This window comes from Streptomyces sp. NPDC046925 (genome assembly GCF_040644915.1).
GTDB lineage: Bacteria > Actinomycetota > Actinomycetes > Streptomycetales > Streptomycetaceae > Streptomyces.
In genome coordinates, this window is the sequence record NZ_JBEYWZ010000001.1 from 1,138,636 (window position 1) to 1,152,238 (window position 13,603).

The following is a 13,603-nucleotide window of genomic DNA, read 5'->3' on the forward strand; positions in this document are numbered from 1 at the left end:
TGGTCCGGCGGGGACCCGTGCTGGTTCGTCCTACCCGAATCCTGGCACCACCAGGACGAGCCACACCGCCGCGGGCACCACGGCCACCACGATCCCGCCGTACACCATCAACTGGCGGAAGAAGCGCTCCCGGTCGACGTCGGGGGCGGCGGCGAGCACCAGCGCGCCGTTGGTCGAGAAGGGGCTGACGTCCACGACGGTGGCGGAGACGGCCAGCGCCGCGATCATGCCGACCGCGCCGATCTCGCCCTGGGCCAGGAACGGCACGGCGAGCGGAATCAGCGCGCCCATGATGCCGACGGAGGAGGCGAACGCGGAGATGATCGCCCCGATGTAGCAGAGCAGCACGGCGGCAAGGAGCGGGACGCCGATGTCGGAGACGCCCTCACCGGCCCACTTGATGGTGCCCATCTCCTCCAGGACGCCGACGTAGGTCAGCACACCGCAGATCAGGAGCACGGTCGACCAGGCGATCTCGCCGACGGCCTTGCGGCTGGACTCGGGCCAGAACGCGCTCAGGATCACGGCCAGCGTGATGGCGCTCAGACCGGCGTCGAGGTCGAAGCCGAGCACGGCGACGACGAGGGCGACCAGCGCGGCGAGCGTGGCGATCTTGGCCGGATCGAGCCGCGAAGCGTCCTCCTGATCGGCCGGCTCGGACCCCTCGCCCGCATCGCGGCCGCCCAGCTTCAGTCCGCCGAACAGGACGAACACGATCCCGGCGATGATGACGTTGGCGATCAGCGAGGCGAGGAAGAGGGCGACCTCGTTGCCCGGCAGGTCCTCGCGCTCCACGATGCCGTTGACGATGGAGCCGTAGATGCTGATGGGCGAGAAACCGCCGCCCTGCGCTCCGTGCACCACCATGGCGCCCATCAGGAGCGGGCTGATTCCGTACCGGGCGGCGAAGCTCAGGGCGATCGGCGCGACGATCGCCACGGCGGCCGGGCTCACCGCGCCGATCGCGGTGAGCGCCCCGGTGATCACGAACATCACCCAGGGGATCAGGGCGATCCGCCCGCGCACCAGGCGGATGGAGGCGTGCACCAGCCAGTCGGTGGTGCCGTTGGCGCGGGCGATGGCGAACAGATAGGTGACGCCGACCAGGACGACGAAGAGGTCGCCGGGGAAGCCGGCGAAGATGCCGTCCGCGTCGAGGTCGGCGACGAGCTCGCCGACCGCGAAGGCGGCGGCGAAGGCGAGCGCGCCCATGTTGATGGAGCGGGTGGTGGCGATCACGAAGACCACCACGAGTACGAGGATGGAGATGAGTTCGGCGGACATCGTGGGCTCCCGTCCCTGGGGCCGTCCTTCAGTGGCCAAGTGGCTGAACCAATTCGGCCGTGGGCGGAACTCAGCGTCGGGGTATCGGTTTCGGCCGTCAAGAGATCGCACAGAAATTGGCTGGACCACTTGGCCACTCGTCCACTGCGGCGGCCGCTGTTAGGCTGCGAAGCCATCGGCACGGGGACCGAAATACGGCACGGGGGCCGAAATGGGGGGTTGGGATGTCTGACGCGCTGCGCCCCATGGGCAGGACCAGACTGTACGAGCAGGTGCTCGACCGGCTGCGTGCCTACGTCGGCGAAGGCGGCCTGCGCTCCGGCGACCGGCTGCCCCCCGAGCGCGAACTGGCCCAGCGCCTCGGCGTCTCCCGCGCCTCCGTCAAGCAGGCCATCGTCGTGCTCGAAGTACAGGGCCTGGTGGAGGTGCGCCACGGCGGCGGCACCTATCTGGTCAAGGACAGCCTGGACGCCGAGCCCGTGGAGCGGCTCGTGGAGCGCAAGCGGCGGCTGCCCGACGTCCTGGAAGCACGCGAGGCGCTGGAGACCAAGCTCGCCGAACTGGCCGCCGAACGCCGCACGGAGGAGGACCTGACGGCGATGCGGGGCGCCCTCGACACCATGGCCCGGGAGATCGAGGCGGGCGAGCACGGCACGGAGGGCGACCGGCTCTTCCATGCCGCCGTGACCGCGGCCGCGCACAGCGTGCTGCTCGCCGAGTTCATGCGCTCCATCGCCGAGCAGATCACCGAGAGCCGCAACGAATCACTGCGCCAGGTGCGGCGCCCCGCCCGCTCCCTCGCCCAGCATCACGCGATCCTCGACGCGATCGAGGCCGGTCGCGGCCGCTCGGCGGCGGCCGCGATGCGCCGGCACGTGCGGACGGTCGCGAAGGTACGGCTCCTGGACTGGAACCCGGAGGACGAGGCGAGCGCTGCGGACCCCTCCGAGGGGTAATACCCGCGGTAACTTTCCTTCGGCACAGGACTGTTCATTCGTCGACGCAGACCTCACCATTCTCGGCACGTCCGCCGGCCCGAAGGGGAACCTGTGCTGCGCCGATCCTCCGTACCGCTGACCATCGCGGCCGTCGCCGCCCTGCTGATGCCGCTGACCACGGCCCGGGCGGCGGAGCGGGCCCCGACGGCCGCCCGCACTCCGGTGATCTTCGTGCACGGCTACAACGCCGACCCGGGTGTGTGGGGCTCCCTGCGCGACGACTTCAAGGCGTCGGGCTACACCGACGCCGACCTGTTCTCCTGGGGGTACGACACCGGCAAGTCGGTCAACGAGGTGCTGTCGGGCCGGTTCGCCGCGTACGTCGAGCAGGTGCGCGCGCAGACGGGCGCCGCCAAGGTGGACATCGTCGCCCACTCCTTCGGCAGCCTCGTCACGCGCTGGTACGTCAAGTACGGCGGCGGCACCGGGAAGGTCGCCCACTGGGCCTCCCTCGCGGGACCCAATCACGGCACCGCCACGGCCTGGGCCTGCGCCGCCTGGTCGCAGGCCTGCCGGGACATGACGCCGGGTTCGTACGTCCAGGACGGGCTCGCCGAGGGCGACGAGACACCGGGCGACGTCGCCTACGCGACCTGGTGGTCGAACTGCGACGAGGTCATCAACCCCGACAACAGCGTGCCGCTCGACGGCGCGGCGAACCACGCGGCGGGGTGCCTGAAACACAACGACCTGCTGGGAGATGACGGGGTGTCACAGGGCGTACGGGACTTCGTCGGCGGTTAGTGCCCGTGGCCGGTGCCTGCGGTCAGCGCCGCAGGCGGACGCGGGTCAGCAGGTCCTCGCCCGCGGGGCCGGAGCCCGACTTGTCGACCACGTACGCGTGACCGCCGGCCACATGGACGTGGTTGGGGTTCGCGCCGGTGGGCACGGACTTCACGACGGCGCCCTTGTGCGGGTCGACGATCGTGACGGTGGCACTCGTGCGGTTGACCGCGAGGACGTGGCCCGAGCGGTGGTCGACGGCCACGGACTTGGTGCCCCCGCCGGTCGCCACGGACCGGGTGACCGCTCCCTTGCGCAGGTCGACGACCGTGACCGTGCCGGTGGTCTGGTCGGCGGTGTAGGCGGTGCGGCCGTTCCTGGAGAGGGCGACGGAGAGCGATCCCTGCCCGGCCGGGATGAGCCGCGGGCGCTCGGCGCCGGGGGAGACCTCGATGATGCGGGCGCCGTGGAAGTCGGCCGCGTACACCGACCCGGTCCGCTTGTTCAGGGCCAGGCCCGTCGGCCCGGTGCCGGGGACGGTGACGCGCTCCTTCTCCTTGAAGGTGCCGGAGTCGAACGCGACGAGGGTGCCGTCGCCGAACGCGCTCGCCCACACCGTGTCGCGCCGCTCGTCGACGACTATCTCCCTGGCGTGGTTCACGCCCGGCAGCGTGGCCAGGCGCTTGCCGGTGCGCTGGCTGTAGACGGCGACGGAGTGGTCACGGGTGTTCGTCGTCCAGACGGTGTTGTGCTCGTCGTCGACGGCGACTCCGTAGACCGACTCGACCGCACCGGTGGCCGTGTCCGTGACCGGCGTCCGGTAGGCCTTCTCCACCTTCAGGGTGTCCGGGTCGACTCTCAGGAGTCTGGAGTCGGTGACCGTGGCGGGCGGCATGCCCACCGAGGAGGTCATCCAGAGCGCGTCGTTCCGCTGGGAGTACGCGGACTGGTAGAGGCCTTGCCTGATCGGCACCGAGGCGTCGGGCGAGCCGTTCCTCGCGGTGTCGGCGGCCGCGGTGCCGGTCGGGACCAGGGCGCTTCCCGCGGCGAGCGACACGGTGATCGCGGCGGAACGGCGGACCCGGCGGATGGTTGAACTCATGCTGCGTCGATCTCCTAGGCAGGGGTGCCTCCGGAGGGAGGCACTCGCCGATCAACTTAGCTGAGCCTTACCTCATTAGTCATGTCTCGGTCGTGACTCGTTCATGCCTGCCTCCGCGGCACTTCCGGATCCGCGCGCAGCCGCTCAGGACAGACAACCCGCGTGCGCGAGGGCCTGCTTGAGGAGTACGCCGTGACCGCCCGGCATCTCGTGCTGGACCAGCTCGGACGAGGCCTCCTGCGGACTGAACCAGGCCAGGTCGAGAGCGTCCTGGCGGGGGCGGCAGTCGCCGGCCACCGGGACGATGTAGGCGAGGGACACCGCGTGCTGGCGGGGGTCGTGGAACGGCGTGATGCCCTGCGTCGGGAAGTACTCGGCGACGGTGAAGGGTTGCAGCGCGGCCGGGACGCGGGGGAGCGCCGCGGGGCCGAGGTCCTTCTCCAAGTGGCGCAGCAGGGCGTCCCGGACCCGCTCGTGGTGCAGGACCCGGCCGGAGACGAGGGAGCGGCTGACCGCTCCGTCCCGCCCCATGCCCAGGAGCAGTCCGATGCTGGTGACTTCGCCGCTGTCGTCGACGCGCACCGGCACCGCCTCGACGTACAGGATCGGCATGCGTGCACGGGCCTGCTCGAGCTCGTCGGAGGTCAGCCAGCCGGGCGTGGTTTCGGTCGTGTCAGACATCGGCTGATCATACGTTCACTGGCTGTCGGCGTGCTGCTCCATCTTCGTCGCGGTGTCGCCGTCGACGGCCGACGCCAGTTGCGGCACCAGGCGTTCCGGCATGCAGGGCAGGCTCAGGACCGACACGAGGGAACCGACACGAAAGGAGTCGGGCATCAGTCGTCCTTCACGGTGGTGGTGTCGGTTCCGGCGTGGTGCGCGGGGGCCTTGTCGCTCGCGGTGCGGGTGCCCGACCACGCCTGCCAGAGGGCGGCGTAGGAGCCGGAGCCTTCGCGCAGTTCGTCGTGCGTGCCGCTCTCCACGATCCGGCCGCCCTCCATGACGACGATCCGGTCCGCGGTCGCGGCCTGGGTCAGGCGGTGCGCGACGACCAGCGCGGTGCGCCCCTCGATCGCCCGGCCCGCGGCCTTCTCCAGCAGACGCGCGCCGGTGCTCCCGGCCTCGGCCGTCGCCTCGTCCAGCACGGCCACCGGCGGGTCGGCCAGCATGAGCCGGGCCAGGGCCAGTTGCTGGACCCGGGCGGAGGTGAGGCGGTGGCCGCCGTCGCCCACCACGGTGTCCAGGCCGTCGGGCAGCGCTTCGACCCAGTCGAGCGCCTCGACCTCGGTCAGGGCCGTGCGCAGCTCGTCGTCGGTGGCTTCGGGCCTGGCCAGGCGCAGATCGTCCGCCAGCGATCCGGCGAAGACATGCGTCTCCTGGGTGACCAGGGCCACCGGCAGTCCGTTGCCCCGCGTCGGAGCCCCGCTCAGGTCCACGGAGCCGGAGGTCGGCTCGTGCACGCCCGCGATGAGCTTGGCCAGAGTGGTCTTGCCCGCGCCGCTCGGGCCGACCAGGGCCACCCGCTCGCCGGGGCGCAGCGTGAGGTCCACGTTCCGCAGGACGGGACGGCCGGGGACGTACGCGTGATCGATGCCGGTCACGGTGACGGTGCCGTCGGGCGCCGCACCGGGCTCCTGCGCACGCGCCGCCGGGGCCGCCTGCGCGGAAGCGGGTTCCGGGGCCGGCTCGTCGGCGACCCCGACGAGCCGGGCCAGCGAGGCGGTCGCCGACTGTGCGTCGTCGAGCAGGACGAGCGCGTTGTTGACCGGCGCGAACAGGCTGTGGAAGTACAGCGCGGCGGCGGTCGCGGTGCCGATGGACACGGAGTCCGCGCGGACGAGGAGGAAACCGGCGACGAGCACCGCGGCAAGGCCGGTGTACTCGGCCACGTGCAGGCGGTTGTAGAAGTCGAGGACCAGGCGGATGCCGCGCATCTTCAGCGCGACCGCGGTCGACGAGCGCCGCGTCACCCGCTCGGTGTGCTCCTCCTCGATACGGAACCCGCGCACCGTGCCCGCGCCGGAGATGGTGTCGAGGAGCTGCTGCTGCTGAGCACCGGTGGCGATGCGCTGCTGGGCGTAGAGCGGCACGGCATGGCGTACGTACCAGCGGGCGGTGGACGCCTGCACGGGCACCGCCAGGAGGGCCGCGACCAGGAAGCGCCAGTCGAGCGCCGCCATCGCGGCCAGCGTCAGGACGATGGCGAGGAGGGAACGGGCCAGCTCGGGCAGGGCGCTGCGCACCGCCTCGCCGACCACCGAGACGTCTCTGGTCACGCGCGCGGTGAGGTCCCCGGCCCCGGCCTTCTCCACCTGTTCGAGCGGCAGGCGCAGGGCCTTCTCCACGAACCGCTCGCGCAGCTGCGCGAGGACGGTCTCGCCGAGCCGGGAGACGAGGGAGAGGCCGAGCGAGGTGGTCGCGCCGTGCACGAGGGCCACCAGGACGAGCAGGACGACCGGCAGCGTCAGGTCTCCCGGCGGGCGCCGGTCGGCCACCAGGTCCACGATGCGGCCGAGGATCGGCTGGACGAGGAGCCCCACGCCGGTCGCCGCGATCATCACCGCGAAGCCGCCTGCGGCCAGGCCGCGGTGCGGGCGCACCAGCTCGCGGACCGCGGCGCGGGTGCGGGGCGCGGTGGCGGTGGGCAGCAGCTCGCGGGTGTCCGCCTGCTGCCCTTCCATGGGCTCGTTCATGCCAACACCGCCGTGCGATAGGCCTCATGACGCTGGATCAGGTCTGCGTGCGGGGCCGTGTCGGTGACCCGGCCCTCGTCCAGGAGCACCACCCGGTCGGTGACCGAGAGCAGTGCGGGGCTCGTGGTCACCAGGACCGTGGTGCGGCCCTTTCGGATCTCGCGGAGTCCGGCGGCGATACGGGCCTCGGTCACGGCGTCGACCGCGGTGGTCGGGTCGTGCACCACCAGGACCGGCCGCTCGGCGGCCAGCGCGCGGGCCAGGGCGACCCGCTGGCGCTGGCCGCCCGAGAGCGAGTGGCCGCGGTCGCCGACCGGCGTGTGCTCGCCGTCCGGCAGCGTCTGCGCGACCTGGGTGACTCCGGCGGCCGCCATCGCCTGCTCCGGGTCGCTGCCGTCGGGGGCGGCGGCCGTGACGTTCTCGCGGACGGTGCCTTCGAAGAGGTCCGCGTCGTGCGCGGCGACCAGCATCGCCGTGCGCAGCTCGGCCGGGTCCAGGTCCCGCAGGGCGATGCCGTCAAGACGCACGGCCCCGGCGTCGGGATCGGTGTGCCGGGCCAGGCAGCGCATGAGGTCCGCCGCGTGCGCGGGGTCGGTGGCCACCACGCCGAGCAGCTCGCCGGGCGTGACGTCCAGGTCCACGCCGCGCAGCCCGCCGTGCCGTACCCCCTCGAGGCGGACGGCGCCGCGCACCGGCTGGGGCAGGCTGCGGTCTCCGGCGGTGACGGCGGGCGCGGTGGCGAGGACCTCCGCGACGCGGCCTGCCGATGCCCGGCCCTGGGCGAGCTCGGCGTTGACCCAGGCGAGCACCTCCAGGGGACCGACGAGGAAGAGCGCGAGCCCGACCGCCGACACCAGCTCGCCGAGGCTGATGTCGCCCCCGGCGGCGAGCCTGCCGCCCACCAGGGCCACGACGGCGATCAGGCATCCGGTGAGCGCGAGGACGACACCGCTCTGGAAGGCCTGTGCGCGCGCCGCCTTGAGGGTGGCCCCCAGGGAGTCGCGGCTGGTGGTGCGGTAGCGGGCGATGGCCGCCGATTCGCCGCCGATTCCCTTCAGTATCCGCAGCCCCGACACCAGGTCGGCGGCGACGGCCGACGCGTGGGCGGCACGCTCCTGCTCGGCCTCGCTGCGGCTTTCGAGGGGCTTGCTCAGCAGGTGCCCGAGCCAGAGCAGGACCGGTGTGCCGAGCAGGACGACGAGGCCGAGCGTCAGCGACATGCGCAGCAGGATCACGGCACAGGTGAGGATGCCGGTCAGTGCCGAGATGCCGGACATCACGGCCATGTTGACGGCGCCGACGCGCTTGGCGTCCTCGGTCGCGATGTTGGCGAGCGCTCCGGGCAGCCGGCCTTCCTCGGCGCCGCCGCCGGGGGCGAGCACACGGCGTACGAGACGGATGCGCAAGGTGTGCTCGGCGCGGGCCGCGCCGCGTTCACCGGCCATGGCGCCGAACCGGAAGCTCAGCGCGAGCGCCACATAGCCCACGGCGAGTACGCCGAGGCAGATCAGCAGGGCGCCGGTGTCGGAGTCGGTGACGGCCTGGTCGATCGCGACGCCGATCAGGACGGGGACGAGCGCCTCGCCCATCTGGTGGCCCGAACCCAGCACGGAGCCGACGGCGACATCGCGCCGCTGCCCCCGTATCGACTCTCTCAGGACGTCCCGCCCCGACGGACTTGAAGAACTCACCCGCCACCCTCTCCAGGCCGGACAACGAAAATCTAAGTGAGGGTAACCTAACTTCCGGAAATTGTTGCCCCGTGGTGGTGTCCCTCGGCCGGGGGGCCCTGTGCGGCGATGCGTCCGGCCTTCATGGCGACGACGTGACCGGCGTAGCGTGGTCGCAGGCCGACGGGCGTGCCGTCCACGAGGCCCTGGCCGCGATCGGCACGACCGACCTCGCGGACCGGCCCGGCGGGGATGCCCGGATCGGCGAGCGGATTGCGGGTCAGGGCCTGCATGAGCGCGCCCGCGAGACCCGGGGCAGCGCCCGCCGCCAGGCCGAGCGTGATGCGGGGGCCGTGTTCCGCCGAAGCCGGGCAGGTCGCTTAGGTACCCCAATTTTTCGGCCATCGCCGGCGAGAGCTCCCGCCGCTGCCGCCGCCTGACGGAAACCGCCCGCGCGGGCCCCTAGGCTTCGTCCCGGCACCGGCACCTACCCCCTGGAGCGCACACCGTGTTCGACCCCGCACCGGAGTACCCGTACCCCGACGGCCACCGGCCGGACGAGACACCGGCGCCGCATCCGCTGCTCGCGCCCGTGCTCGGTCTCCTGGGTCGCTGGCACGGCCGTGGCCAGGGCGAATACCCCACCATCGAGGCCGACTTCAGCTACGCCCAGGAGGTCACCTTCAGCCACGACGGCCGCCCCTTCCTCCATTACGAGGCGCGGGCCTGGCTCCTGGGCGCCGACGGCGCACCGCTGCGGCCGTCCGCACGCGAGAGCGGCTGGTGGCGGCTGCAGCCCGACGGCCGGGTGGAGGCGCTGATCACCCAGCCCACCGGCATCGCGGAGATCGCGGTGGGCCGTGCGGCCGACGGCGCGATCGACCTCTCCACCCACGAGGTGGCCCGCACCCCCACCGCCAAGGAAGTGGAGGCCACGCGCCGCCGCTACGAACTGACGGACGCGGACAACCTCACCTTCGTGCACGACCTCGCGGCGGTCGGACAGCCGCTGCAACACCATCTCGCGGCACGGCTCACGCGCAAGGCGTAGGCGTACCGCGCAGGCGTACCGGGGGCGTCCGTACGTGGCCCGAAAGCAGCCTTGACCGAGGCCCGCCAAAGTCTATGGTCTGGACTAATCGGCCATCGCGAACATCTGGCCCCAGCACTTCACGCACACCCCCACTCAAGCGCCGTGAAGGAGTACGCATGCACAAGAAGCGGAAGTTGGCCGCCATGATCGGTGCGGGCCTGGCACCGGTCCTCGCCCTCACCCTGCCGACGGGGTCGGCCAGCGCGCACGGATACGTCAACGCACCGGCAAGCCGGCAGGCGCAGTGCGCCTCGGGCGCGGTCTCGTGCGGCGACATCAAATGGGAACCGCAGAGCGTCGAGGGCCCCAAGGGCCTGCGCAGCTGCAGCGGCGGCAACGCCAGGTTCGCCGAGCTCAACGACGACAACAAGGGCTGGAAGGCCAGCAACGTCAGCAGGACGCAGACCTTCACCTGGACGTTCACCGCACGGCACCGCACCGCGAACTACGAGTACTTCGTCGACGGCACGAAGGTGGCGACGATCGACGGCGGCAACCAGCAGCCGCCGGCCACCGTCTCGCACCAGGTCAACCTCGGCAGCGCCACCGGCAGGCACAAGGTGCTCGCCGTCTGGAACATAGGCGACACGTCGAACGCCTTCTACGCGTGCATCGACGTGAACATCCGCTAGGACAGGCGCTCTTGCCCTCGAAACCCCTGACGGAAATCTCTCCGGTCATGGCCCTATGAAGTGATACGCCCTCTGGCTACCCTCCGCCGCATGATTTCCACGGTTGTCTGGGGTACCGGAAATGTCGGCCGAGCGGCCATCCGCGCCGTCGAGGCCCACCCGGCGCTGAAACTCACGGCGGTGCTCGTCCACAACCCCGGCAAGGTCGGCCGCGACGCGGCCGACCTTGCCGGTCTGGAGGGGCAGTTGGGCGTCACCGCCACCGACGACGTCGACGCGGTCCTGGCCGCGACGCCCGGCGCCGTGGTCTACGCGGCCTCCGGCGATCTGCGTCCCGACGAGGCCCTCGCCGACATCGGCAGGGCGATCCGGGCCGGAGCCGTCGTCGTCACGCCCGCGCTCTACGCGCTCTACGACCAGCGCAACGCCCCGCCCGAACTGCGCGACCCGCTCGTCGCCGCGGTCGCGGAGGGCGGCGGCTCCCTCTTCGTGTCCGGCGTCGACCCCGGCTGGGGCAACGACGTCCTGCCGCTGCTCGTCAGCGGCCTCGGCAGCACCATCGACGAGGTCCGCTGCCAGGAGATCTTCGACTACTCCACGTACGACCAGGAGGATGCCGTACGCCACCTGATCGGCATGGGGCATCCGATGGACTACGAGCCCCTGATGCTCGCCGAGACCATTCCGACCATGGTGTGGGGCGGCCAGATCCGGCTGATGGCCAGGGCGCTCGGCGTCGAACTCGACGACATACGCGAGACGTTGGAGCGGCGCGCGCTCGACACCTCGGTCAGCACACGGACGATGGGCGACTTCGAAGCGGGCACCCAGGGCGCGGTGCGGTTCGAGGTGCAGGGCATCGTCGGGGGCGTACCCCGCATCGTCATCGAGCACATCACCCGCATCCACCCCTCCTGCGCACCGGACTGGCCCGCGCCGCCCGACGACGCGGGCGCGCACCGGGTGATCATCGAGGGGCGTCCGCGCATCCAGGTCACGGTCGAGGCCACCGACGAGGGCGACAACCGGTCGGCGGGCGGCAACGCCACCGCGGTCGGCCGCCTGGTCGGCGCCATCGACTGGCTCGTGGAGGCGGAACCCGGTCTCTACGACGCGCTCGACGTCCCCCTGCGCCCGGCCACCGGCAAGCTCGGAAGGAGCAAGCAATGAGCGCCATGCACATCGACATCCCCGGGGGGCAGGAGCCGATCGGGTACGTGTGGGGCGACATGGTCCCCGGCATCGGCATGGCCGCGGCGAACTTCTCGCTGTCGGTGTACGAGCACACGACCCTGGGACTGCGGGAGTTCGAGGCCGCCCGGCTGCGCGTCGCGCAGATCAACGGGTGCTTGTTCTGCCTCGACTGGCGGACCGAACGCGAGGGGCAGAAGGTCGAGGAGGAGTTCGCCGAGGCGGTGACCCAGTGGCGCACCACCGACGCGTTCGACGACAGGACACGCCTTGCCGCCGAGTACGCCGAGCGGTACACCCTGGATCACCACGGCCTCGACGAGGAGTTCTGGACGCGGATGACCGCGCACTACAGCCAGCGCGAGATCGTGGAACTGAGCATGAGCATCGGTTCCTGGCTGGCGTTCGGCCGGCTCAACCACGTGCTCGGCCTCGATGCGGTGTGTGTGCTTCCCGGGCACTGACTCCCCGGCCGTTCACGGTGATGGCGCGCTACACGTCAGTCGCGATGATCTTCTCGATGTTCCGCTCGGCGAGTGCCGTGATGGTGACGAACGGGTTGACGCTCGTGTTGCCGGGGATCAGCGAGCCGTCGATGACGTAGAGCCCCGAATAGCCGTGCAGGCGGCCGTAGTTGTCGGTCGCCTTGTTCAGGACCGCGCCGCCCAGCGGGTGGTACGTGAGATGGTCGCCCCAGATCTTGTACGTGCCGAACAGATCGGTGCGGTAGATCGTTCCCTCCTTTGAGTTGATCTTGTCGAAGATGGTCTTGGCGGCGTCGATGGACGGCTGCTTCCAGGCCGTCTGCCAGTTCAGTTCCGCCTTGCCCGCCGCCGCGTTCCAGGAGAACGAGGCGCGGTTGGGGTTCTTGGTGATCGAGAGGTAGAACGAGGCGTACGTCTCGATCCCGGTGGGCAGCGGTGCGACCTCGGCGAAGGCGCCGCCGGCCGCCCAGTTGTCGATGCCGCCCGTGGGGATGGCCGACTGGACCTTGCCGGTCGCGTCCCACATGTGGTTGGCGCGGCCGCACATGACGTTGCCGTTGTCGCCCCAGCCCTTGCCGATCTCGCCGTTGAGGTTCGGCAGCGCGCCGGTGGCTTTCAGTTTGACGAGCAGTTTGCTGGTGCCGACGCTGCCGGCCGCGAAGAACACCTTGGCCGCGGTCACGGACTTGGTGGCGGTGGTGGCGCCGGTGGTGTTGAGCTGTTCGATGACGACGGTGTAGCCGCCGCCGGACGCGGGGGCGACCGAAGTCACCCTGTGCAGGGGGGAGATGGTGACCTTGCCGGTCGCGGTGGCCTTGGCGATGTAGGTCTTCTGGAGTGACTTCTTGCCGTAGTTGTTGCCGTAGAGGATCTCGCCGGTGACCGCCGACTTGGGGACCGTGCCCGCCGCCTCCTGCTTCATGTAGTCCCAGTCGTAGACGCCGGGCACGAAGACGTACGGGAAGCCGGAGCGCTGGGCGTGCTTTCGGCCGACCCGCGAGTACTGGTAGCAGTCGACGCTGTCGAACCAGGCGGGGTCGATGGTGCTGACGCCGAGACCGGCGTTGGCGCGGGGGTAGTAGGTGGAGTACATCTCGTCGGCGTTGACCGACGGGAGGATGGCGCCGAAGTTCTCGCGCTTGGGCGTGACCGCCATGCCGCCGTTGACCAGCGAGCCGCCGCCGACGCCGCGGCCCTGGTAGACGATGATGCCGCCCATCTCCTCGGCGTCGAGGATGCCGGTGTAGCGCGGGATGTCCCTGTCGATGGGGAAGCCGAGGAAGTTGCTCAGGGGCTGTTTGGTCTTGGTGCGCAGCCAGTAGGAACGGCCGTCGGGTGAGGTCGTGTGGGCGAAGATCTTGCCGTCGGAGCCGGGGGTGTCCCAGGCCATGCCCATCTCGACCATGTGCACGTCGACGCCTGCCTGGGCCAGGCGCAGGGCGGCGACGGAGCCGCCGTACCCGGTGCCGATGATCAGTACGGGGACGCGGGCCCCGTCGCCGATGGGTCCGGCCGCGGCTGCGGGCTCCGCCTGGGCGGCGGCGGGAAGGGCCTGAGCGGAGAGCGTGACGGCGCCAAGAATAGAACCAGTTCCAGCAATGAATCTTCGACGCGTCACACCCTCTGAGCCAGTAATACGCATGGTAGTGCCACTCATGTGATGTTCCTCACTCTCGTAGGAATGGGAACGAGTTCTACTGCTACTGGCTTATTAAGTCACTGCATACCTAGA

General features: G+C 71.0%; 13 protein-coding genes and 1 pseudogene. 6 read left to right on the forward strand and 8 right to left on the reverse strand.

From position 1 onward, the window contains the following. Positions 1 to 30: 30 nt before the first annotated feature. Entirely contained in the window at positions 31 to 1,284 is a 1,254-nt protein-coding gene (locus tag ABZ906_RS04790; protein ID WP_361377339.1) for an SLC13 family permease, read from the reverse strand. Positions 1,285 to 1,508: 224 nt separating this feature from the next. On the opposite strand from ABZ906_RS04790, the gene ABZ906_RS04795 reads away from it, so the two are divergent. Together ABZ906_RS04795 and ABZ906_RS04800 are read left to right on the forward strand one after the other, a co-directional pair. Further along, positions 1,509 to 2,240: a FadR/GntR family transcriptional regulator gene (locus ABZ906_RS04795; protein ID WP_361377342.1), complete on the forward strand. Its 732-nt coding sequence runs from the start codon at positions 1,509 to 1,511 to the stop codon at positions 2,238 to 2,240. A 93-nt stretch (positions 2,241 to 2,333) separates the two neighbouring features. After that, positions 2,334 to 3,026, forward strand: a complete 693-nt coding sequence (locus ABZ906_RS04800) for a triacylglycerol lipase (protein WP_361377345.1) — start codon at positions 2,334 to 2,336, stop codon at positions 3,024 to 3,026. Between the two features lie 22 nt (positions 3,027 to 3,048). Here the strand turns inward: ABZ906_RS04800 and ABZ906_RS04805 are convergent, their stop codons facing one another. From ABZ906_RS04805 to ABZ906_RS04830, 6 genes and pseudogenes are all read right to left on the reverse strand, one after another. Further along, a complete protein-coding gene (locus tag ABZ906_RS04805; RefSeq protein ID WP_361377348.1) occupies positions 3,049 to 4,107 on the reverse strand; it encodes a YncE family protein in 1,059 nt (352 codons plus the stop codon). A gap of 144 nt (positions 4,108 to 4,251) precedes the next feature. Continuing rightward, positions 4,252 to 4,788, reverse strand: a complete 537-nt coding sequence (locus tag ABZ906_RS04810) for an NUDIX hydrolase family protein (RefSeq protein WP_361185611.1) — start codon at positions 4,786 to 4,788, stop codon at positions 4,252 to 4,254. 15 nt (positions 4,789 to 4,803) lie between these two features. Beyond that, the gene (locus ABZ906_RS04815; protein WP_361377351.1) at positions 4,804 to 4,944 is read right to left on the reverse strand and encodes a hypothetical protein; all 141 of its coding nucleotides are present in this window, start codon (positions 4,942 to 4,944) and stop codon (positions 4,804 to 4,806) included. Beyond that, the gene (locus tag ABZ906_RS04820) at positions 4,944 to 6,800 is read right to left on the reverse strand and encodes an ABC transporter ATP-binding protein (RefSeq protein WP_361377354.1); all 1,857 of its coding nucleotides are present in this window, start codon (positions 6,798 to 6,800) and stop codon (positions 4,944 to 4,946) included. The genes ABZ906_RS04815 and ABZ906_RS04820 overlap by 1 nt, the downstream gene beginning before the upstream one ends. After that, complete coding sequence (locus ABZ906_RS04825; protein ID WP_361377357.1) at positions 6,797 to 8,491, reverse strand: ABC transporter ATP-binding protein; 1,695 nt, start codon at positions 8,489 to 8,491, stop codon at positions 6,797 to 6,799. Before ABZ906_RS04825 ends, ABZ906_RS04820 begins: the two co-directional genes overlap by 4 nt. Before the next feature lie 230 nt (positions 8,492 to 8,721). Beyond that, a pseudogene (locus ABZ906_RS04830) lies at positions 8,722 to 8,820 on the reverse strand (iron chelate uptake ABC transporter family permease subunit); the annotation flags it as partial. A gap of 158 nt (positions 8,821 to 8,978) precedes the next feature. Between ABZ906_RS04830 and ABZ906_RS04835 the strand changes: the two are divergent. The 4 genes from ABZ906_RS04835 (at position 8,979) to ABZ906_RS04850 (ending at position 11,850) form a co-directional block, all read left to right on the forward strand. Beyond that, positions 8,979 to 9,521 carry an FABP family protein gene (locus ABZ906_RS04835; RefSeq protein ID WP_361185621.1) on the forward strand — a complete coding sequence of 181 codons (543 nt, stop codon included), beginning with the start codon at positions 8,979 to 8,981 and terminating at the stop codon, positions 9,519 to 9,521. Between the two features lie 158 nt (positions 9,522 to 9,679). Beyond that, positions 9,680 to 10,195, forward strand: coding sequence for a lytic polysaccharide monooxygenase auxiliary activity family 9 protein (locus tag ABZ906_RS04840; RefSeq protein WP_361377360.1), 516 nt, complete (start codon positions 9,680 to 9,682; stop codon positions 10,193 to 10,195). A gap of 90 nt (positions 10,196 to 10,285) precedes the next feature. Next, positions 10,286 to 11,365 (forward strand): dihydrodipicolinate reductase, encoded by a 1,080-nt coding sequence (locus ABZ906_RS04845; protein WP_361377363.1) that lies wholly within the window; start codon positions 10,286 to 10,288, stop codon positions 11,363 to 11,365. Between the two features lie 5 nt (positions 11,366 to 11,370). After that, positions 11,371 to 11,850, forward strand: a complete 480-nt coding sequence (locus ABZ906_RS04850; protein WP_361378090.1) for a carboxymuconolactone decarboxylase family protein — start codon at positions 11,371 to 11,373, stop codon at positions 11,848 to 11,850. Between the two features lie 28 nt (positions 11,851 to 11,878). Here ABZ906_RS04850 and ABZ906_RS04855 read toward each other — a convergent pair whose 3' ends face one another. Further along, positions 11,879 to 13,528, reverse strand: coding sequence for a GMC oxidoreductase (locus tag ABZ906_RS04855; RefSeq protein WP_361377366.1), 1,650 nt, complete (start codon positions 13,526 to 13,528; stop codon positions 11,879 to 11,881). Between the last annotated feature and the right edge of the window lie 75 nt (positions 13,529 to 13,603).